We start from the raw sequence: 22,259 nt of genomic DNA, 5'->3' as shown, positions 1-22,259 counted from the left end.
GAGTCCTCTTTGATTGCCGTTTGCTTCCGCCGCCAGTCGCCGTAATGTTAGCGGGACCCTATCCGTGCCCGGTCACGCGCTTAGAAGAGCAAGCTTGCATTTAACGCAAAAAGAAGCCTGCAGCACCGAGCTCGGTCTGCAGGCTTCCTATTGCTTAATGTTTGACCAGTAGGCCAAGAGCGTCCAGCTTCCGGGCAATCACCGCCGCAGCCTCCGCCCGTGTGGCGGTCGCGGTCGGCTTCAGCAGTCCGCCGCTTCCCTGGAGTGTGCCGCTCCGCACCTCGTAAGCAACCGCCTCGCGGGCCCACGCGGACACCTCGCCGCCGTCCAGATAGCCGTCAAGCGAAGACGTGCTCGGATCGCCAGCGGCATCAGGAACGCTCGCCCGGTAAAGCATGACGGCCATCTCCTCGCGCGAGACCGGATCGTTGGGCCTGAACTTTCCGCCGTCTCCGACGACGACGCCCGCCGCACTCGCCTCGGCTATCGCTTCGGCGTACCAGGCATCCGCAGGCACGTCGTCGAACGGCTTGGCTCCCTCGATCGGCTCCGCATCGATAAGCGAAGCCATCAGCTTCACGAACTCGGCGCGCGTGACGCTGCCGTTCGGACGGAACGTTCCGCCTGGATCGCCGGTCACGATGCCGCGAGCGGCGAGCGCCTCGATATCGGCGCGTCCCCAGTGGTCGTCCAGATCGCTAAAGCCGTATGCCGCGACCAGTACCGCGTAGACGCCCGGCAGAGCCGTCTCAAGCTCTACGGCACCTCCTCTTGCGTCCACGACGCCGCCAGCATAACGCCAGACACCGCTCGCCGCATCCAGCCGGTAGACGCCCAGCTTACGGGGATCGCCCAAGCCAAACGCGACCTTGTCGTATGCAAGTGTCAACCGTCCCGGCTTTGCCAGCGTTTTTCCGTTGTCAAGCTTCCACTCGTACGCACTCGACAGCAGGCGCAGCCGCTTATCGCTCGGCTTCACAGGGTCGGCTATGCGCAAGGCCGTCAGCTTCCTTGCAGTTCCCCTACTCCCTGCGAGCAGCGAGAATCGCAGCTTGCCGTCGAACAGGCTGAAGGAAACCGCCTCTTCGCCGAGCTCCGCACTGCCGGTGTCCGGTTCGCCGACCGGTCCCGTTGGGCTTGTCGGACTGGGCGGATCGGTTGGGCCGGGAGGATCTGGGGGATCAGTCGGATCGGTTGGCCCTGTCGGGCCGCCTCCGCCGGCGGTTGTCGTGACGAACAGCGACTCCGCTGTGGAAGCATTTCCGCTCTCGTCGACCGTCCAATGCCGGATTTCGTATTCGGTAGCCGGGGTCAGCCCTGTAATTGCGAACCTTCCTACGCCCTTCCTTACGTCCACGGGTTCGCCTTCGAACGGTTGACCCGTCTTCGTCCATTGCAGATTCACGATGGCAAGGTCCGGATCCGCCGGGTCGCTCCAGGTCAATTCGATTTCGGTAGCGGCGGCCTTGGCGGAAGGCTCCCGAATGGCCGCAGGAGGCGTCACATCCGGCCCGATGCTCCCCGGACTGCCCGTGCTGGCCTTAACTTCAGCCGTACTATAATTTCCCGCCGCATCGTAAGCGAGAATTTGGAACACATAATTCGTTGATTCGCTCAGCCCCTCGACCAGCGCGAATGGCTGATCGGCCGGAATCTCGACTTCGCCGGCCTCGCCTGACGCGGCTTGCTCCTTGTAGCGCAGCTCCACCTTCACGAGCTCGGGATCCCTTGGCAACCGCCAGTTCAGCAATGCCCGCTTCGCGTCAACCTCAACCTGCAGCCCTTCAACCGGAAGCGGCGGTGTCGTATCAGCAGCGGTCACGGTGACTTCGGCTTCGTAACGTTCGCCCGTTGGAACGCCGGCGTACGATTGCAGCGCCGCTTCCGCTGTCACGCGATAGACCGCGCCTACCGTCAGCGGATCGTCCGGTGTGAACCGAAGCCTTGCGGACGCCTGTGCCCCGTTAATGGCGATCGGCTCCAGCGCCTGCCATTCGCCTGCCACTTCTTCGCCGGATTCCTCCGATACGACAACCAGCAGACCGTCGTCCGCCGCTTCGCTTCGCACATGGCGGTCAAACAGCAGTTCGATGCTCGCCCCGCCCGGCGCAACCGAGGTTTTGATCGGCCTAGCCGGAAGCGTGGATATCATCGGAATGTTGACATCGAAATGCGGCGGCAGCACGACGAGCTCCTCGCTCTCGGCCGGCAGATAGCCCTCCTTCTCGTAGAGCACCTTCCATTTACCTTCCGGCACATCCCAAGCATAGCGGCCCTGCGGATCGGTATAGATCGGGTTCATCTGCCCGTAAGGCCCGGCATTCCAGATGTTCCAACGCTGCGCCCCTTCGTCCCAGCGCAAGACCGTCGTTTTGACGCCTTCAATCCGGTTGACCTCCGTCACCTCGTACGCATATCCGCTCGGGTCATAGATCCACTCCGGATCGGCAAGCCGCTTCTTAGGCTTCTTAGGCTTATTCTTCGTCTCGCATGTCTCGTCTACACTCGCATCCAGCTTGGCCATGGAGCTCGCCACCGTAGCGTCCAGCACCTTGCCCATCATATTAGTCGCGAGGAACATACCGACTGTGCCCATCCCGAACGTGGCTGGCCCGAATACGGTTCCCGCCACCATCATGCCAGCCTTCATAAGCTCCGCCATGATGATCTTGTTTCGGATTAGCATGATACCCTCCAGATAGATTGGGACGAGCTCAGGACGGCAGCTCAATGCAATCTTGTCCATCAGCTTCTCGAGATCGACCAGCGTGTCGTTGACGCCAAGCCCGCCGTGCAGGCTGAAGGCCGCGTCGATCGTTTTCCACGTGTTCTCGCCAGCTTTAGAACGCATTGCTAGGTCAACCGTCACTTTGACCGCCTGTATGGCGTTCGGAACGGACTGCACGCTTACGCTGCCTTTCGGCGTCTTGCCGGATGAAGGGATACGTACGACGTTCAACTCCGCCGCTGCAACCAGTTCTGTGATCGCCTTCTCCACATCCAGCCCATGGCTGAATCGGTCGGCTGGCAGGTAACCCGTGAGCTCGGCTCGCAACACGCCGTCTCTGAAGGACAAGCTGTGCCGGAAGCCGTATAAAGGAATGCCCGTACGCTCGGCCTGATCAAGCTCGTCCTGGCTCGGCGTGTACTTCATCTCCTCCAGCGTCGCATTGATATCCATCTGCGCGTCGCCATTCGGATTCGGCAGCGTGCCCTTGTACGAAGCCGACTGCTTCGTCCCGTTGTTTTGGCGCGGCGAGATGTATAGGTAGTCGGTCGTCGCGTCCCTAAAGCTTGGCGGCAGCCGCCGCTTGAGCTCCTCCGGCGGCGGAGGCGGCGCATCGATGCTGGCCATCGGCTCCTTCTCCGTGTAATCGAAACCGATCGGAGCACCCTTCGTTTGGGCAGGTATCACCGCTTGGTAGACGCCGTTCTGCAGGCTCGCCGGAATACGCTGGTCGCCGAACAGAAACGTGGTATCCTTCACCAGCTGCGGATCGGTGAATGCGACCGTCAATGTAAACGGCTTGCCGGGAACGAACACATAGGGAAATTTGGATTCGCCGGCTCTCGGATCCAACGTTATGAGGCGCCCGTCTGCCTGGCGCATCGTGAAGGAGACCGGCTCCGGCAGTCCCTTATCGTAGCGGACGCTGACAACACTGCTGCTCCACCTTCCCGTCTCGCTCTCCGCATTTGCGCGGAGCCGCCAGAGAGCGGTTGCGCCTTCTCCCGGAATATGAGTCGTAACATCCCACAGTCCGGCCGGGGACGCTTCCGTCACGCCTAGAACGATGTCACCCTCATACAAGGTGACACGGCTGCCCGGCGGCGCCGAGCCCGTTACGGTCAAGTCGCGCTGGCCCGTCCGGCTTGGCGCCTTCAGCGTCACCGGCGTCAGATCGGCCTCCGCCCGCCCGATCTTCTCCTCCCTCGCGATGCCATCCAGCTTATAGCGGATCGCCGGCTCGAACATAATCCTCCCTGCAGCGGGATTTGCTGCGATGCGCAGCTTATACTGCAGCGAGCCGCCTTTCCCGGCCCCGATCGTGCCGAGCGGCACGGTATAGCGTCCATTCTGAAGATCAGGCTCGACCGCCGTCCCGTTCAGAATGACCGTTCCTGAGATCAACTCCGTATCCGCAGGCACATCCAGCACCGCTGCCACTTCCATCAGCGGGTGAGCGCTCGAATTCGAATAGGTCGAGCGGACCTGAGCCATGCCGCCGGCCGTCGGTTTCCCGCTCCCGATCCAGACGACGTTGCCAGGCTTGCCGGCCAGTATGCCTGCCGTGCCGAGCGGGAGCTCCCCGAGGTCGGTGCGGCTTCCCGCCTGCGTCTCGAAGAACTGCACGACGCTTTGGTTCCCGTCGGGGCTTCTGACCTCAAGCTCATAATGGAGGCCCCCCTTCAGCTTCAGCGAAAACTCGGCGCTGTAGAAGGAGCCGGACCGTTCGGCTCTTCGGCGCCCTTCATCTGTCACCTCGAAGAGGGAATAGTCATACTGACTGACTCCTTCAAGCAGGTTGGACAGCCTGCCGACGACGGTAGCTGCCGTATCCCGGAGTCTCAGCTCGACCGTCCCTCTCCGGTTGTCGTCGATGACCGTATCCGCGCATGACAACGAATACCCTCCCTCAGTGCCATCCGCGCAGATGCTTACCTTCTCGCCGGGATCCGCCACCAGGAGCATCGTGTCGTTATTGGGCTCCGCCCAGATCGGCTTGTCGGCCCGGACGCGGAAGTGAATTCGTTCCGTCCAATCCAGAGCGTATGGACCGACCCATGCCCCCTCTCCGGATTGCGTATACAGGTTGACCTTAACGACCGCCGGCAGCGCTGTATCGATTTGAATGTCGACCGTTTGCCGGCCGGGTACGGCCCTTATCCACTGCGGCACGGACGGAAATACGCCGTCCGCCACCGCCTGCACGCTTGAACCCAGACTTGGAACGTTCAAGGAGTACGTGCCCTCCGCGTCGGTAGAGGCGGTATACTTGGCCCCGCCCTGAACGACCGTAACGACGGCGCCTTCAAGAGGAGTTCCGTTCGGTTGATAGACTTTTCCTTCCAGTACGGCATCCATAGTCCGCGACAGCATAATCTCCTGCCGATTCATCCCGGGATCCAAGAGAACCGGGATTTCCGCCGGCTCGTCGTATCCGTCTTGGGGTTCGGCTCGAATAACCGCTGTTTTACCGACCATGCCTTTTAAAATACCTAGGTCCAGCTGGCCGCTCTCTTGCGTGATGCCGGACGCAAGCGGACGCCCGTTTTCATCCGATACAAGCACATGAATGTCTTTGAGCCCAACGTCCTGCGAGTCTATAGCGACGATGCTTAGGCTGGCGGGCAGCATCGGCTCCGCTTCGACCTCGATTGCGTCTCCCCAAGATAAGGTTATGGGCGCCATGCCACCCTCCTCCAGCATGTCCACGCCGCCTGTCGACAGCAGTCTGAGCGAATAATCGCCGCCAGCCGGGAGGCCGACGAACGAGAACTGCCGCGCTTCTCCGATCGTCGCCGTCTGGTAGGCACGCTGCCCGGCGCTGCCGATCGTGAGCGTCGCGTCATGGGGCAGCGCGGCAGCGCCTTTCAGTGCGACCCGAACGGAGCCGCCGATCTGTATCGGCCCCTGCAGGCTGCTTGCCTCAGCCGACTCGCCGCCCCGCTCCGCAAATCCGCGGATCTGCAGCAACCGTACGGCATGCGCCGGAATCGCAGCTTGACCGATGAAGGTATCGGAGGCGGTCTGGGCGGTAAGCACGGCCTTCACCGTTGTCCTGCCGCCATCCGGCAGCTCGAACGTCAGCTCCGCCCGCGCCGCATCGGCTTCCTTGACTTTCATGACGAGACGCACCAGATCGCCAACCCCCGCATATTTGCGGAAATAGAGCGGGAGCGTATGAGAAAATGAATCGATGACGAACGCTGACAGCGTGATGCTTCGCTCGACCGAGTACGGCGTCGCTAACCCGCCAGCGTCGAGGGCAAGGACGGCATAAATGTACGCTTTGCCCGATTCCGCCGCTTCGTCCGTGTACGTCCTGACGGCCGGGTCTTCAATCGTAGCCAGCACCTCAGCCGGCTCGTTCGCCGTTCTTCGAACGACGCGGAATCCGTGAATTCCGCCGGGGCTGCCCGGCCGTTCTCCCCACACAAGAATCGCCTTGCTTCCTTGCTGCGTCACCGCAAGCTCCGCCAGATCGGTTGCCGCCGGCGTCGAGAACGCGACGGACGGTCCGTTCGTCGTCCACACGCCGGCCTCATCCAGCGCCTCTACTTTAAAGAGATAGTCCGTACCTGGCATGAGCCCGGTTATCGTCTTCTCTATAACGCCCTCTTCTCCGTCGACAGGCGCACCCGCTCCGAGAATCCGGTACGCCTTGGCGCCTGTGGCAGGCGTCCACGTCAGCGTAACGAAATCAGCGCCCGAAGCCTTCACGGTTAACGAACTGCCTGCCGGCCAAACGGCTTGCGTCTCCTTCTCAAGCACCTTCCCCAAATAAAGACCGGGACGGTAACGCTCCATCCCGCGCACCAGGTTGTCGGCGTTGCTGTTATAGGCGATCCAGCTGCCGTCCCCGCTAATCCGGGCCTTGCTTGCATAATCGTTCGGAACAACAGCGGGATTGTAAGTCCGACTCGCCAGTTTCGTTACTTGCTCGGTCCTATCCCGGATGAAAATGCTTTGCCCCTGGCCGTCGCCCTCCATGAGACCCGGTTCGTTCGAGTGGAAGGAAACATAACGGCCGTCTCTGCTGATATCCGGGTCCGAGCTGTGCATAGAGGCCTCTCGGTCCTGCGGAACGACGCTGATCAGCTCGTACTTGGCATCGCCCGTCTTCTCTCGGTCATAGACGTAAACCTGTGAATACGGCGGGGTATTGCGGCTCACGGTGAAAGCCACGTAACGTCCGCTGTCGTCTACGGCGGGGCGCTGTGGCCAGGCGCGGCCGAGCGCGCCCCGAGCCGTCACCAGTTCAAGCGTCATTCCCCCCGCATCATACAAGTAGATATCATCGTCGCCATTACTGTCTTCAGGCAGCAGATCCTCAGGCGTGGTGAAGACCGCTACCGAACCGTCGCGATTCAGCACCAGATTCTGTGCGGAAAGCGGCTTGCCGTCAGGCAGCAGGATCGGCGCCAGCGCCCCCGTTTCCATATCGTAGCTGACGTTGTAGGTCGTGCTTTCCGGAGGCTCCTGGACCAGATTTCGGGCTCTGGTGAAGAACACGACCTTGGTTCCGTCGCCGCTGATATCGGGACCGTAGCTGTAGCTGTCTGCCTGTTTGCCGTCCCAAGACGTACTGATCCGGGTAAGCGATACATCGCCCTCTTCATCGAATATCCCGTTGCCGTTCATATCCCGGTCATACAGAAACACGTCATATTGGCCATTCGAATCAACGTCGGCCGTCAGATTGCTCGCATCTGAAGTGAAGACAATGTAGCGTCCGTCGCCGCTCATCGAGGCGTCCCGGCTCTCGCCATCACCCGCCGCCCCAGACGCCGTACGGCTGATGAGCTGCACCTTGCCGCTGAACCGATCGTATAAGAACAAGTCGCGCTTGCCGTTCGTATCCGATAAGGCAAGATCGGGCGCGCTCGATATGAACACCGTATATCTTCCGTCTTCGCTCATATCTTCGATGACGGCTTCACCCGGAGCGGCGCGTCCGTCTTCCGCCCGGGTATCGATCCGAACGATAGCGGGCCCCGGCGGAATGGAGATTGGCTGCCAGCCGCTGAGAGAACGGTTCCCGTCCCCATCATATACCGCGATTTGCACCTCGTAATCTTCGCCGTTCATCACATTGGGGATCTTTGCCCTGTTGACATGCTTCGGATACATAGCGGATTGACGCTCGGACTGGCCCGGCATACGCCAGATCAGTCTGGCGCCGACCACATCCGGATCGTTCGGCAGCTGCCACTCCGCTTCGATCAAGCCGGGTTGCACGGTCGCCGTCACGATGCCGCTGCCCGGCGGCGTCGTCTCCGGCGCAGTCAGCGTCCGTACGGCCGCCTCGCCCGACCAGCCGGACCAGCGGAAGTCCGCGCTCCCCGCGGCGACGCGGTACGTATACGCGGTTCCCGGCAGCAAGCCCGAAGCGGCATACCGCGGTTCCTTGGTGATGCCGGCTAGCTTGCCGTCCTGCAGGATCTTGTAGTAGGCCGCGCCGGGAACCTCCGGCCAGCTCAGCGCCACATAGGCCCCGCCGGGCGCCGCGGAAGGAACGGTCTCAACCGGCCATTCCGGCGCCGAACCGCCCGCCCCTTCCAGCGGAACGACATAGATGTCAGAGAACGCATCAACATCCGCCGTCGCCAGCAGGTCAGTGGCGTTCGACTCGAAGGCGATGGACAGCCCGTCAGCCGCGAACGTCGCTCGCACGCTCTCCCCGTTCGCGTTGCCGCCCAGATGCGCGTTACTGACCCGCTTGGTCGTGCCGGTCCAGCGGTCACGCACATATACGTCCGGCACGTCGCCAGTATCGTCCTCCCCAAAAGCGCCGCTCGTATGAAACGACAAATACCGGCCGTCGCCGCTTAGCGAAGCATGGAACGCATCACTCTGCGCCTGCGAGCCGTCGCTGCGGACGCTGCCGAGTTCCGTCGTACCGGAGACGCGGTCATAGACATAGATGTCCAGCTTACCATTCGTATCCGCCGGACCCAGATTATCCGCCAACGATTGATAGGCCACAAACTGCCCATTTGCACTGATCACCGGATACTGGCTGTTTTCGTTCGCGCTTCCCTCCGCCGGCGAACGGCTGATTCGCTTCAGCTCGTCAAGCACAGTATCGTACAGGAATATATCACGGTATTTTCCATAATTAAGACCATAATCGTCCAGCGTCAGCTCGCGCTGAAACGACTCGAACACGAGAAACCTCGCGTCCGCGCTCATCGAGACGCGCGCCCGCGTCTGGTCGTACAGAAAAGTCCGTGCCGCGACCAGCTTGACCGCCCCGGTGCGGAGATCCTTCAGCAAAATATTGTTGTTAGCCGACTCTGGACCGTTATTACCGACATAAGCTGCGAACCGGCCGTCCGTACTTACCTGGTAGGGGCTGCCGTGGCCGGCGTATTCGGAGCCGGGCACACGTTCTGCGATTCGCTGCACCTTTCCAGTCGAGGCGTCATACAGGAATAAATCCTCCTGCGAATTCGTATCGCCGGGCACTAGATTTGTCGCCTTCGAGCTGAACAGCACATATGTCCCATCCATGCTGATCATAGGCGCGTAGCTATCGCCATTCGCCTGATCGCCGTCGGAACCGAGGCTGATCAGCTGCGTCATGCCGGTTGTGCGATCCCTGACGAATACGTCCTGAAAGCCGTTCGTTTTGCCTTCTACTATGGTGGCCGAAGTCGACACAAACGCGACATAACGGCCGTCGCCGCTTATCGAGGATGCGCGGCTGTCACCGGTAGCTGCGGCGCCGTTTACGCTGATGCTAATTTTCTCCGTCCCGCCCTTGGCTGTAAGCGCTGCGGCCAAATCTCTTTTGCCCTCACCGTATACTGCTCCGCCAACCGTTCCCTCCTCCAGCGGTTCACCGTCCGTCTGCGACAGCGTGCCATCCTCAAGGAGCTGCTCCATCAACGCTCGAAGCGCCGGACTCAAACTCCCCTCATCCGTAGCGGACTCCGCAAATACGGATAACTGGAGGCTTGCAGCCAGAACCGAGAGCGCCAGCAAAGCGGCAATCCGCCGCCGCCATACCGTTTTTTTCCTTTGTTTTACCATTTCTCTCTGCCATTTCACACCCGATTACTCCTCCCTCATGCTATGCCTCTTACTATATTAAAATGCTGAATTCTCAACCAGAGACGCATAGTCATCAGATTTTCATCGCCAGGACTTTAGCTGTGGCCAACTGCCAGGAAGCTGCGATGCTGGGAGAAAAGAGAGCGTTTTCCCGTGGAATTCCTGGTATTATCTTGTCGAAGACTCGATCTAAATACCTTGTTCTTCTTCGCAAAAAGCAACTAAAGCCTTAGAGGTGCTGGAATCATTTAAATGAACCGACGACATCAGGAGCAGACACCTGATTTTCACTCGGCTGACGTGATGACTTCCTATTCAGAAACTGGTAGGGCAGCCTTACTGCCTCATGATCTCGATTAAGTATTAGTTCCGTCGTCAACCCAATGCTAGACCAATTGTAATTATATATGACATATAAATTACGTTTTACAAAGTAAATCCGAGGTCTAGTTTATTTCATTCCACTTTGTACCCACATGTTACGTAATGTTATATAACATTTATTATTGACTTTATTTTAAACGTTAAATATAATGTGATTGTAATGTTACATAAACTCACCTAGGAGGCTTACATGAACAAAAGACGTGTTTTCAACAAAATTGTCGCCGCTGCTATCGCTCTTACCACTACCCTCACAGTGCCGTCTTTTCAACAGAAAACGGATGCTGCCAGCACCACGGATTTACCGCATGTAACCATCGTCGGAATGGGAGGGACTATTACCAGCACCGCATACGGACGCGATCTGTTTCAATCCTACGCTCCCGAAAAGGTGTCCATCTCGGATATTCTTAACAGATTACAGCCTGAAATCTCTAAAATCGCGGATGTAAAAGTTCATGAATTATATAATATAAATTCAGCCGAAACCAAATCCTCTAACTTGTACGACCTCAGCCTGGCCATCGATGAAGCCTTGGCAGACGATGCTGTAGATGCCGTAGTCGTGAATGCTGGCACCAATATCATGGAAGAGCTTGCTTATTTTTCGGATTTAACGGTTCAGAGTGAGAAGCCTGTAGTTTTTACAGGATCGATGCGCCAATCCAACACCTTTTCATTTGACGGAGAAGCTAATTTGTTCAATGCTATTCGTCTGGCAGCAAGCGGCGAAACAAAATGCTATGGTACCGTACTTATGATGAACGACGAATTTTTTGCCGCACGAGACGTTAGAAAGTCTGACGCTTTACGTTTGGACACCTTTGACGGAGGGCGCTACGGAGCCCTTGGTACGGTGGATGAGAATCGAATTAGATCCGTTAGAGCTCCAGCTCGGGTTAAGGCTTGTGGAACCGATGCATGGAAAACGCCTTTCGATCTGAAAAAAGTGAATAAAGAGGATCTCGCTCAGGTTGAGGTTATTTACAGCTATACAGAAGCAAGCGGACTTCCTATCAGGGCGTTAGCGGATGCTGGCGTAAAGGGAATTGTCACTGCAGGACACGGAGCCGGCGGTATTTCCACCGACCAGATCAATGCCCGCAAGGAAGCAGTAGAAAAAGGAGTCGTATTTGTAAGTGCGACTCGCACCGGTTCTGGGGCGGTTTACGATTCCGGTACGCCGGGCATCATCGGCGCAGCAGATTTAATGCCACAGAAAGCACGTATTTTACTGCAAATGGGGCTTACCTTCTCTAAAGATCCTGAACAGGTAAGAGAGTGGTTTACTTCCATCGGGGTACCCGAGTTCAATATGTCTGATCGGTAAACAAATAAGAGAGCGCCCTAAAGCCATGCGGTTGGCTGCGGGGCATCCCCTTTCCATTCTGTAGAACCAAAAGAAACCGTCCCTCGGTAAAATGGAAGCATCACCCGCCATTTACGAAGGTACGGTTTCTTTGTACTTAAAATATGGCATGGATCAACTATGCCCGCTGCGGTTTATTAGCTTTCACAATAAGAAAATGAGGATTAGTTGCAAGACGATCAAACCATTTCGTATACCAGTCACTCGCCTCGGGTATATCCTTAAAGTCTAAGCTTGGCTTTGGCTCTATGATTTGGTTAATGATAAACTGTGCTGATGTTACATTAAGTATCTCTTGAAGCGGTCTCCTGTAGAAAGTGACCTCCACAGGCCCAGATTCTTTTTTGTTCCATATCTCCATCAGTAACTCATGAGCGAAATAGTCAGGACGGTCAAAATGGATAAAATCCATGAAGGGATGATGGACTGAGAAAATCAAGCTCCCCCCTGGTCTGAGCACACGATGAAATTCACGAAAGGTAGGAACCCAATCGTCTAGGTAGTGCAGGGTTAAAGAGCTTACTATAAGATCAAATTCCTTGTCTTTAAACGGTAAATGATCAGTTAAGTCGCATGCAAGTACTGTTGCTCTATCGCCGACTCTCCTTTTACAGGCTTCAACCATTTCAGGACTAATATCTATAGCTGTAACAACCGCCCCCTTTTTTATACATTGTTCTGTATACCAACCGGCAGCGCAACCCGCATCGAGAACTGAAAGCTGATTCATATCTGTCGGCAAAAGCTCCATCATTGCCGGTCGTTCGTAATATGCGTTATGCCCGCTCTGAGTATCAACATGTTTTTCGTAGTCTTTGGCCAGTCTGCCGTAAGCCTCAATAATCTTCTCCTTCATTGATCAAACTCCTTAACCACGTAGTCGAGTCCATTATATTACTTATTCTCCCTGGTCCCTCCAACTCCTTCCAGCTATCTAATCATACGATTAGAAATCTAAGACACGTTACAATATCTCCATGTTGTTTCGGAAGCTTCTCTGCTTTCTGGAAATGCCTTGGTTGTACAGCGGATTGTTCGTGAACCTTTGACAGTAGTCCTGATTAAAAAACCAGCCTGTGGCAGCTCAATTGCTGCGCTACAGGCTGGTTTTACGAGAATGTTTACTTTTGACTCCGGATCAGTCGATTCTTTCCAGGCCGCGGCGACTTGCTTCCTGAATATTCAACTCCCTGGGTGCGATAGCTAGACATACACATAGTCTACTTGACATCTATATTAGCGTAGAATTTAATTGCTTTTTTCCAAATAAAACTTCTGGTTGTCTCCGGTTGCTTCAGTGTACTGGGTCAACTTGGCTCCATTATCTCTGGATACACCTGAAATGTCCCAAGCCATATTGGAATGCTTAAAGTAGAATTTAAAGCTTCCATCTTGTTGCGGGACCAATCTCACTTGTTGATTGGCCGCATTGACATAATCCCAGAGATGAACCTCTGCACCTGCCTGCAGTGAAACCTCGGCAACATCTGCGACTTTGGTAGAAGCATTTAAGTTCACGACTTTGTAATAGCCATCGCCGACGCTCTCGAATTTCCACTTGAACCAATTGTTTGTTTCAAAGCCCCATTGGATGATCGGCGTTCCATTCGTAGTTCCGGCGCCGCCGGCATTAAGGTATTTACCGCTATGCTCGGCTTGAACATAATAATCGCCATGAGGCTGAATTCTCCAATATTGTCCTTCCGCACCAGTCCATTCCCATTGTTGCATCTTTGCATTGTCTGCAAGAGAGTTTCCGTCGACATCCAAAACCTTTCCGCTGCCGACATTGACGATCTTGAACCATCCGTTCCCGATATCGACAAAATGCCATTGCTGATATGCATTTCCATCTTCATAAGGCATGCTCACAAGCTGCGCGCCATTACTAGCTGAATTTCCTTGAACAGCCGCATACTTACCATTCACCACGCTCACCATACGGAAATATCCGTTTCCAGTTGGGACGATCGACCATCTTTGATTCGGTCCGTTATAATCGTACGACCACTGGTTGATTACGGATCCGTTATTCTGACCGCCACCGATAAGATCCATCGCTTTTCCATTCTTGTTCACGAGCATAAACAAATTGTTGTTATATACATTGTTGGAAGGAACGATATCCGTCGTTCCAACCTTAACATCGCTTTTGCCGGTCGATGAATTCTTGACGGTAGAAATGACGAACAGCTTATTGTCACTTACAGGAACCAGACTTCTGCTATAGCCTAATGTAATAACGCTATCCTGTGTTGTCCAGTGACCTTCTCCGTAATTGTAATTCAGGAAAAGCTTATCCGATCGGCCGCCGGAGATGACCACGGTTCCGTTAGGACTCCCGCCGGGAACCCATACAACATAAGGCTGCGAACCTGGGGTTTGCCCTTGATAATAGTTGACACGCTTGCCGGATTCCGCTGCGTTACCCCAATTGTCCGGATCTGATGAAATCTTGTAATGGATCCAGTCATCCTGCATATTCACGATTTCATATACCAACATATACTTTCCGTTACCCATCTTCGTCACCGTTGGCATGCCGGGTCTCAATTCACCAAGCGCCACATCCACTTTAGTCTGGCTCCAATTCACGCCATCCAATGAAGACCGGTGAACAATCATTTGATTGTTATTCGGATCTTGTTCGTCGGCATAGAAACAGTATAATTTCCCATCCGCCACCATTAGGAAAGGCTCCCAAATCCCCTGGCTCTCCCAGTTCATGCCGCCACCGTAGGCTCCACCTGAAGCAATAGTGGAGACGTACGTCCAAGATCTCCCCAGATTATTGCTCTTGTATAATTCGATGTTGTGGACCAGCTCACCCTCAGGAAATGCATTTACCGCCATCAACATCGTTCCCTTGGGCATGTCGCCGACTCCCTGAGGAAGCTCATATAAGATACCTTGTTCCCTTAGACCTTCCCCGGAGTGGATATCTGTAACTTCACCAACCTTGGTCCATGACTGTCCGCCATCCGTACTTTCATAAACCGGAAAACTGGGTCCAGCTGGATGCGGCAATTGATTATCCGTCCATATTTCATGAGTGGCGTACATCTTCCCGTTGTTGACGCCGCTGTTTTGCAGAATCATAGCCCGTGCATAACTAGCGCTTTTCGTGGAGGTGCTGCTCCAAAATGTGATCGGTCCAAAAGCAGAAACTTGGCTTACTGTTGAAATAAGAAAAATGATGATCAATGTAAGAGCTGTAACTACTCTTCCTTTGCGCTTCATAAAAAAATCCACCTTTCATTCAGAAAATGATTTTTACATATTGGCGTAAGGCCAACCCATTATTTCCCTGCGTGCCTTGGAGATTCCCGAGATAATCAGACTATTCCTAAGCGTTGAAATTAAGACTCTCGAAAAAAGAGAGCGGCGCGCGGAAAATCTCTAAATCTGTTAATCATCCAGTACAACGGCGGCACCTTTACTGAAGCTATAAGCAGAGAATGATAGCTTGGTGGAGAGCGTCGACAATATCTATGTTGCATCTACAGATCCGCCTTTCGTCATCACATTGACTGGATTGAACACTTTACACCTTGCTCCATCAGTTGACCCCCTCAATAATAGCGCTTTCATTTATTTCATTTAGGAATGGTTGTCAACCCGGTCAACCGTCGGATGCAGCACCACTTTGATGGTCCGTCCGTGATATGCAGGATCACGTTCTTGTCGGCCATAACGTCTTTTCTTGGAGGGTGTGCACCCGAAGTTTCCGTGTAAGCCCTCTCCGAGTCGGCGATGATGAAGACCAGAAGCCCATGAGAGCTTCCTGGTCTTCCATTATTCGATATGGTAATTATTTCTTCTTCTTCACAATGTCAGCGAGCGACTTATCAAACTTAGCGAGCATTTCCTCTGCGGAGATACGTTTACCCATGTATTCTTGTATCGCTGTAGCAAATTCTTGTGTCGCGCCTTCCGGGAAGCGATCCCAATACCAGCCTTTAACACGGTCTGGGTTCTCAGCTTGAATCTTATTTAGATCAGTAGCGATCGGACCAATTGCCGTGGAGTCTGTAGGGATGCTCTTAAACGCAGGAATGAATTTAAATTCTGTCGCGATGTAATGTTTGCCCGTCTTGGACGTTACAAGCCACTTCAGGAACTTCTTCGCTTCATCTGGATGAGGGGATTTGCTGTTGACGATCCAGTTGTTAGGAACACCTGTGTAAACATAACCGCTGTTCGTATCGTTCATCGGAAGCGGCAATGTACCGATGTTCATATTCGGTGTTACGCCATCAATCATGTTTTGTACCCAGTTGCCTTGCTGCATCATCGCGGCTTGACCGGTTGAAAAGCCCGAAACTTGCGAATTGTAGTCCGTCGTCAGCGCATTTTTCTCACCATTCTTTAACATGATGTCCAACAGCTTGACCCATTGCGCCATGACAGGATCATTTTGGAATTTAGCAGTTCCAGCTATGAGGTCGTCGATAAACTTCGCAGGGTCAGCTTGATTGGCAATCGCTACGTTCAGAAGATGAACACTCAGCGACCACCATTCATTGGTTAGCATGAAAGGAGTAATGCCTGCGTCTTGTAACTTCTTTGCCGTTTGCTCCAACTCCGTCAGTGTCGTAGGCAGTTTCTTGATGCCTGCTTTAGCGAATAGATCTTTGTTATAGATGAGGCCATAACTCTCAACATTCATTGGCATTCCATACAGTTTGCCATCGACCGTCGTAGGTAGCTTGGCTACGTCGATCACATCATTAACCCAAGATTCGCCGGATAGGTCCGTAGCACGATCCATGTAAGGAACCAAAGAAGCGTAACCGCCATTGTTGAAGATTTCCGGTTCTACGCCTGCAGCTAACGTCGCTTTCAGTAAGGAGCTGTAGTCTTCCCCTCCACCGTGCGTTTCTACATCCACCTTTACGCCCGTTTCTTTCTCATATTCTTTAGCAAGTGCATGCAGTTGCTCGTCGATCTCGACTTTGAAATTGAAAAACTTAATTGTGACCGCTTTCTTTGGCGCTTCAGTTGAAGGAGTTGCGGACTCACTTGCAGAAGGTTTCGTTGCCACTGGGTTGTTATTCCCGTTGCTTCCGCATGCCGCAAGACTAGTAATCGTCAGTGCGGATAGAAGAGCTAGTAATCCAGCCTTTTTCATGAATAATGACCTCCCAAAAGGATTTTTTTATCTTTCCGTGCCATTATACCCCTAAATTCTCATGGGATAATATGCAATATTTTGAATTAATTTATGCAATTTATTGAACTACATCAGTTATCATCCCTTAATTGCACCTTGTGCAACTCCTTCTACTATATGACGCTGCAGCGCCAAGAAGAAGACAATGATAGGTATAACACTCATCGTTAGCGTGGCCATAGCTAGATCCCACTTCTTCGTATATTGCCCAAAGAACGATTGAACCGCCAGTGGAATGGTCTTCAAATCGCTGTTGCTTCCGATAATTAGCGCCGGTAGTAAGTAGTCGTTCCATATCCACAGGACATTTAAAATGATAACCGTTCCAGCGATCGGCTTGACTAGCGGCAGCACGATTCGGAAGAACACCCCATACGGAGAGCAGCCGTCCATGATCGCCGCCTCTTCGATCTCTATCGGCACCGATTTAATAAAGCCATGGAACAAGAATACCGCCATCGGCAAGCCAAAGCCGATATAACAGAACACCATCCCGTACAGCGTGCCATGCAATTCCAAGAGAGCCGTGACCTTAACCATCTGCAGCATGATGGACTGGAAAGGAATGATCATGGCGGCGACCAAAACGACGAAGATGAACTGATTAAATTGGGTCGGACGTCGTACAAGGCGATAAGCCAGCATGGAGCTGAGTAGTACAATGAATAACACGCTTAATATCGTAATCAAGAACGAGTTGAATGCGACTTTAGGGAAATCGATGATCTCCCAGGAATTTTTAAAGTTGTCCACGGTGAATGCTTTTGGCCACGAAGCGGCATCCAGGAGAATTTCCCTGAACGACTTGAACGAGTTGGAAACCAGGAAGTAGAACGGCACTACGAACAGTATCGCGAAGAGCGTAGTAACGACTTCAAGTCCGAAAAGCTTTGACGTATAACGCTGTTTTCCGCTGTGCATTAAGCCTGCACCTCCCTCTTTTTGGTAATCAGCACCTGCGTTACGGTAACGATTGCCACAGCTACGAAGAACATCATCGCTTTCATCGTTCCAAGACCGAAGTTGCTGTTAGTGAACGCTTCGCGATAAATGTTAAGCGCGAGCGATTCGGTTGATGTACCCGGACCCCCATTGGTGAGCGATAGGTTGAGATCGAACATCTTGAATGCGCCCGACGTCGTTAAGAACAAGCAAATCGTAACGGCCGGCATCACGAGCGGAAGCGTAACGCTGCGTAGCATTTGCCATGCTCCCGCGCCGTCTATGCGCGCCGCTTCTTGGAGATCCTTCGGCACGCTGACAAGAGCTGCGATATAAACAATCATCATATAGCCTGTCGTTTGCCAGATGAATACGATGATCGTCCCCCAAAAGCCAGTCGTCGGCGTCCCTAGCCACGGCTCTTGAAAGAACGCGATATGCGTCTTGCTTCCGATCGTCGTAAAGCCTTTAACGAAGATGAACTGCCATATGTAGCCTAACAATAATCCACCGATGACATTTGGCAAGAAAAATATCGTGCGTAGTATGTTTCTCATCTTCAAACGTTGGATAAGCAGGACGGCAAACGAGAAAGCCATTAAATTAGTGATAACGACCGCGATAACCGTGAACTTGATCGTATACCCAAATGCATGCCAAAAACGAGTATCTTCCATCAGCATCCAGAAGTTTGACAATCCCGTCCAACTCGGCGAGTAACGAATTCCGTCCCATTTAGTGAAAGAATAATAGAAGCCCATGAGGAATGGCACAATCACGATGGTTAAGAATATCAGCAATCCTGGGAATACGAATAGGGCCTGTTGCAACCACTCTCTCTTCTTTTTAATTTTCAAATCAATCCCTCCTAAGTTAGACAACAACAGTATCCAAGTCAGTATAAAGCTTCGCTTTACTGCAAACCACCGGTAAAAACGAAGAAATTTATGCAAAATATTGATCAAACCGACAAAAATATTCACTCTTGCCGCTACCGACCTGCATCCGCTATTATTCTATTATGTTTATATTCCGGTCGGAGGGGCTCGCATGTACCATAGTATCCGAACGAAGTTCATTATTCTACTGCTGATCGCGACAGTGGTGCCGATTTGCACGTCAATGCTCATCTCCTACTATTACACGGAGAGTTCGGTTACCGAGTATGCGATAAAGAACACAAAATCGAAACTGCTCCTCGGACAAATGAACCTGACCAACTACATGACTGCGGTCAACCAATCCAGTCTATCGATCTACGCGGGCATTGGTCAGATTAACTCCGTAAATTCGTACATTGAAAATTTGGAACCGGTATACTCTGACGCCAACGACGTTTCGGGATTGTCTCCGAAGCCGCCGGATTCGCTGCGCAACTATCTAATCAACTTGCTCCGCGCTGTGAAGGGGTTCTACAAAATTCATCTGTACACTGTACAAAATAAGATGTCGACACTGCAATACAGCTACTCCAGTCGTCATATTAAAAACTTGAATTACAAAATGCCCACTGCAAGGAAGGCGTATATTGAACCACCGCATTTGAGCCATAACTACGGTATGGAAAATGTCATTTGGCAGCGTGAGAATATTCAAGTCATAACGTTTCATCGCCCAATCATTAAGGAGCCATCCAGCGAATTGCTAGGGTACATGTCGATCGACATCCGTATGGACCTCATCAAGAACATCGGCGAGCAGTTGTCAGGCCAAGGGAACGATTTGTACATTATCGATCAGAATGACAGCATTATCTATTCGCCGAACGAGACATTATGGGGGCAGAAGGTTATCGAACCATGGGTAGCCTCGATCCGCAGCCAGGAACAGACCAGCGGCCAACTCGAATGGAAGGGTACTCAATTCTCAGGTCTTATATTCTACGAGAAAATGGACACCGGCTACATGAATTGGACAATCGTTAAGCTGACACCATACGAAGAATTAAGCCAGACCGCCAAACTCATTACAAGAATAAACAGTCTTTTATTCGGCGTCTTCCTCGCCATTGCCGTCATGCTAACGTCTCTAATCACGGTAAGATTGACAAGATCGATTAAGAAAATGTTAGGCTACGTCAGAGAGATCGAGCGAGGCAACCTTCAGCAAGAGATTGATATTCCCGATAAAAACGAGATCGGCATCTTGGCCAAACAATTCCAAAAAATGATGGGCACCATTAACGACCTCATTCTACGTGAGTACAAGCTTGAGATCGCCAACACGACGAACCAGCTCAAGGCGCTGCAAGCACAGACGAATCCGCACTTTTTGTATAATGCGCTACAATCAATCGCCTCGCAGGCAATCGAAAGCCAGGATCGCAAAACGTATAAATTGATCCTTTCGCTAGGTAAAATGATGCGGTATAGCATGAACACCGCAGACAGTTTGGTGGAACTGCATCAGGAAATTGACTACGTCTTAGCTTACTTGAAGTTGCAAAAGGCGCGTTTCGAAGAAACATTCGATTACGAGTTGAAGATACTGGGGATATCTGGTCTAGTTAGGATTCCGAAGATGATCATTCAGCCTATAGTGGAAAACTATTTTAAGCACGGATATACGCCAAGACCAGAGATGGCTCGGATCGTTATTCAGACAAGCTTCGATAATGAAACCGGTCTATTCGAGATCGAGGTTGCCGACAATGGTTTCGGCATGACGGACACCCAGTTGGATGCACTACAAGATCGGCTTGCCCAAGCCATGCAAGGACTCGATACAAGCTATACAGCTACGGAGCATATCGGGCTTGGGAATGTGCTTGCGAGACTTAGACTGCACTACGGGAACTCCACCGAAATGGAGATCTCGCACAATCAGCCGTACGGACTTCGCGTGAAGTTAAAATTTTTGCCAGAACCCTTAGATCGTCCAGGTTCGGAAGCCAGAGAGGAGCAAGAACTATGAAAGCCCTTATCGTCGATGACGAAAAGCATGTACGAGATACGATTCGCACGCTCGTAGACTGGGAAAAATATGGAATTACTCAAACTTTCGAAGCGGCTGACGGTGAGCAAGCCATTACTCTTATTAAGCAGGAACAACCCGTTCTTATCTTTATGGATATGATGATGCCGGTGAAATCAGGTTTAGAGCTACTCGAATGGACAACCATTCATATGCCGTATACCAAAACAATCGTGATTAGCGGGCATGACGACTTCCAACTCGTGAGGCACACGCTGAAGCACGGCGGTACCGATTATTTACTTAAACCGATAGATGACGAACAGTTGGACGAGGCAGTACAGCACGCCCTCGATAGCTGGTATGCGGAGGAGCAGAAACGCCGGAAGTCAACACTTCAAAATATCGAAGCCAACCAGTTGAAACCAACCTACTTGGACAAAATTTTCTCTAATTTGATCATCGATCCCTCTTCCATCTCGGTCTTCAGGGAGACGCTGAAGCACGAATTTGAATTGGAAGAGTCGGGCTTCTACTGTTGCGCGATCATCCTAAGCTTTGATAGTATGGATCAAAACATACTGACACACAAGTTTGCATCAAATCAGGAGCTGCTCTTCTTCGGGCTTAAGAACATATGCAATGAGTTCGTACGCCAAAGCAATGCCGGCTATACCTTCCACAACTGGAGTTCGGATAAAGAAATTATTATCGTGCTATGGGACAAATTCGAAACAATCGAGCTGCTGTTGAACAACATCAACGAGGGATTCCATCGGACGCTGGGGGTACAATGCCATTTCGGCGTCGGTTCGCCACAACCGTTTTCACAGGGACTAGGTTTATCTTATCGAGAAGCGAAGCTAGCCGTTAAGCAGCGCAACCTGTTGGACACCCGCCAGCGTATCCATCATGGTATACGTCCACACACAAACGGCTCGCATGTCAGCCTGAGCGACCATTCGGACCAGATTAAACTGGCGATTCAGAGCAGCAATGCGGAGCAGATCAAAAACACTGCAGAGCACGCGGTCGCTCCGCTTCGGGCACTTACGGAAGTGACACTCGAGCAACTCGAGAAATGGTGGAACGAATATATGCTGCTCCACTCGCAATGGGAACAGGAGCTGATGAAACAATCGCAAGCGGATCCGAGTTTGTTCAAGTCAGTCCATCCGTTTTATATCCCGATTGATGAAGCTGGCATGATCTGCTTCGACTTCTGGCAGAATGAGCTAACACGCGAGATGCTGTCTCTCGCGGGACAGTTCTCTAGTCAGCAGCACAAGGAGAACAATTTGGTTCACGAGATAAAAAAATTCATACAGAATAACTACAATCGTGACATTACACTGCAAGACATTTCCAACCAACTGTATGTTGGACGGGAATATATCTCCCGCCGATTCAAGCAAGAGACAGGAGAGAACATTTCGGAGTATATCGGTCGAATTCGCAACGAGAAGGCAAAGTTGCTTCTGCTCAATCCGAATCTGAAGATCGCTCAGATCGCCGAAATGATTGGCTACCAGGACGAAAGATATTTCAGAATAGTTTTTAAGAAGCTGACGAATTTGACTCCCAAAGAGTTTCGAAAAATGAACAGCACCATATAGAGATTTGAAATACACCTCCTTCGAATGGCGGGACACGTTAGCGCAGTCGTTTGCTATGTTTCGGTTAGATAAATCAGAGAA

At 52.6% G+C, this 22,259-nt stretch carries 9 protein-coding genes; 3 read left to right on the top strand and 6 right to left on the bottom strand.

The genetic code is table 11. The features are described 5' to 3' along the window. Positions 1-154 precede the first annotated feature (154 nt). Entirely contained in the window at positions 155-9,778 is a 9,624-nt protein-coding gene (locus BLR08_RS03800; protein ID WP_072328294.1) for an S-layer homology domain-containing protein, read from the bottom strand. 577 nt (positions 9,779-10,355) lie between these two features. On the opposite strand from BLR08_RS03800, the gene BLR08_RS03795 reads away from it, so the two are divergent. Then, on the top strand, positions 10,356-11,495 hold the full coding sequence (locus BLR08_RS03795) for an asparaginase (protein WP_072328293.1): 1,140 nt from the start codon (positions 10,356-10,358) through the stop codon (positions 11,493-11,495). Between the two features lie 157 nt (positions 11,496-11,652). Here BLR08_RS03795 and BLR08_RS03790 read toward each other — a convergent pair whose 3' ends face one another. The 5 genes from BLR08_RS03790 to BLR08_RS03770 form a co-directional block, all read right to left on the bottom strand. Next, positions 11,653-12,390, bottom strand: coding sequence for a class I SAM-dependent methyltransferase (locus BLR08_RS03790; RefSeq protein ID WP_072328292.1), 738 nt, complete (start codon positions 12,388-12,390; stop codon positions 11,653-11,655). 392 nt (positions 12,391-12,782) lie between these two features. Beyond that, a complete protein-coding gene (locus BLR08_RS03785) occupies positions 12,783-14,774 on the bottom strand; it encodes an RICIN domain-containing protein (RefSeq protein ID WP_072328291.1) in 1,992 nt (663 codons plus the stop codon). Positions 14,775-15,345: 571 nt separating this feature from the next. Continuing rightward, entirely contained in the window at positions 15,346-16,665 is a 1,320-nt protein-coding gene (locus BLR08_RS03780; protein WP_072328290.1) for an ABC transporter substrate-binding protein, read from the bottom strand. Between the two features lie 120 nt (positions 16,666-16,785). Further along, positions 16,786-17,628 (bottom strand): carbohydrate ABC transporter permease, encoded by an 843-nt coding sequence (locus BLR08_RS03775; RefSeq protein ID WP_072328289.1) that lies wholly within the window; start codon positions 17,626-17,628, stop codon positions 16,786-16,788. Then, the gene (locus BLR08_RS03770; RefSeq protein ID WP_072328288.1) at positions 17,628-18,506 is read right to left on the bottom strand and encodes a carbohydrate ABC transporter permease; all 879 of its coding nucleotides are present in this window, start codon (positions 18,504-18,506) and stop codon (positions 17,628-17,630) included. Before BLR08_RS03770 ends, BLR08_RS03775 begins: the two co-directional genes overlap by 1 nt. Positions 18,507-18,699: 193 nt before the next feature. Here BLR08_RS03770 and BLR08_RS03765 point away from each other — a divergent pair, with 193 nt between their 5' ends. Beyond that, positions 18,700-20,562, top strand: a complete 1,863-nt coding sequence (locus BLR08_RS03765) for a sensor histidine kinase (protein WP_072328287.1) — start codon at positions 18,700-18,702, stop codon at positions 20,560-20,562. Beyond that, entirely contained in the window at positions 20,559-22,178 is a 1,620-nt protein-coding gene (locus tag BLR08_RS03760) for a response regulator (RefSeq protein ID WP_072328286.1), read from the top strand. Before BLR08_RS03765 ends, BLR08_RS03760 begins: the two co-directional genes overlap by 4 nt. The last annotated feature ends 81 nt before the right edge of the window (positions 22,179-22,259 follow it).

Origin of the sequence: Paenibacillus sp. cl123 (assembly GCF_900101595.1) — a bacterium.
In the GTDB taxonomy this organism is placed as follows: domain Bacteria; phylum Bacillota; class Bacilli; order Paenibacillales; family NBRC-103111; genus Paenibacillus_G.
The sequence above is the reverse complement of the archived record's forward strand: the minus strand, read 5'-3'. Positions and strand labels throughout refer to the sequence as shown.

Bases quoted from the DNA above. Each gene is read 5' to 3' on its own strand.
- BLR08_RS03790 (WP_072328292.1), bottom strand. From the start codon at position 12,390: ATGAAGGAGAAGATTATTGAGGCTTACGGCAGACTGGCCAAAGACTAC.
- BLR08_RS03780 (WP_072328290.1), bottom strand. From the start codon at position 16,665: ATGAAAAAGGCTGGATTACTAGCTCTTCTATCCGCACTGACGATTACT.
- BLR08_RS03785 (WP_072328291.1), bottom strand. From the start codon at position 14,774: ATGAAGCGCAAAGGAAGAGTAGTTACAGCTCTTACATTGATCATCATT.
- BLR08_RS03795 (WP_072328293.1), top strand. From the start codon at position 10,356: ATGAACAAAAGACGTGTTTTCAACAAAATTGTCGCCGCTGCTATCGCT.
- BLR08_RS03760 (WP_072328286.1), top strand. From the start codon at position 20,559: ATGAAAGCCCTTATCGTCGATGACGAAAAGCATGTACGAGATACGATT.
- BLR08_RS03775 (WP_072328289.1), bottom strand. From the start codon at position 17,628: ATGCACAGCGGAAAACAGCGTTATACGTCAAAGCTTTTCGGACTTGAA.
- BLR08_RS03765 (WP_072328287.1), top strand. From the start codon at position 18,700: ATGTACCATAGTATCCGAACGAAGTTCATTATTCTACTGCTGATCGCG.